This is a genomic window from Herbiconiux daphne (assembly GCF_024979295.1).
Taxonomy (GTDB): Bacteria; Actinomycetota; Actinomycetes; order Actinomycetales; family Microbacteriaceae; genus Herbiconiux; species Herbiconiux daphnes.
The window spans coordinates 1-851 of the sequence record NZ_JANLCJ010000253.1; the positions used below are offsets into that span (position 1 = coordinate 1).

General features: G+C 35.4%; 1 protein-coding gene. It reads left to right on the top strand.

Annotation, left to right across the window (positions count from 1 at the left end; all coding sequences use genetic code 11):
* Positions 1–569 precede the first annotated feature (569 nt).
* Complete coding sequence (locus N1032_RS24450) at positions 570–746, top strand: hypothetical protein (protein WP_259543108.1); 177 nt, start codon at positions 570–572, stop codon at positions 744–746.
* The last annotated feature ends 105 nt before the right edge of the window (positions 747–851 follow it).

The following is an 851-nucleotide window of genomic DNA, read 5'->3' on the forward strand; positions in this document are numbered from 1 at the left end:
GTAATTGCTACGGTAAGGATCTTACCAAAACCGCACCATATGGTCATAAACTTGCTACAGAATATGCCGAGAAACACAACGTGAATGAAGTTGTTGTGGCATACTTCCCTGGTGATGACCTTAATTCACCAAACTATATCGGTAAGAACTAAAAAATATTTTTAAAAAGTTAGGTAGCAATGCCTAACTTTTGTGTATAATAGGGTTGTATGAAAAAACAAAAATGATTAACATTAGGTTGTATCCTTAGCACATTAGTAGCAAGTTCTTCATTAACTTGAACTGCTCTAGTTTATACTCAAAGCAATGTAGCAATAAAAGGCGAGCGTGGAGCTAATGGTAAAGATGGTTTAAACGGCACTGATGGTAAAAAAGGTGTCAAAGGAGACACTGGTTCAACAGGTGCTCAAGGTGCTCAAGGTATTCAAGGAATACAAGGCATCCAAGGTATTGCTGGAGCAAATGGTGTAAATGGCAAAGATGGAAACACTGCATTAAGCGGGTGAGAAACCACAATCACTGCTTCAGTTTGACAAAATGGCGTCTTAACTAACAAACAAACTTGAAGAGTGCATATTGCTAACACAAATTTCGCCTATGATGACAATTTTAAGGATGAATTTATAACTAGCGATAAAACAGTTATTAAGTGTCCTTTAAAATATGAATACATTTTAGGGGATAAAAACAATTTCATTGAACAAGGTGTGGTGGTAAGTAGCAAACCCCTAACTACAATAAAATGAAAATGAGAAACAAAGGAGATAAGATAATGAAAAAATTTAGATTAACAAGATTTGGAATTGGTTTAATTGCAGTTGCTGCAGTCGTTATACCTATTGCATTAACTG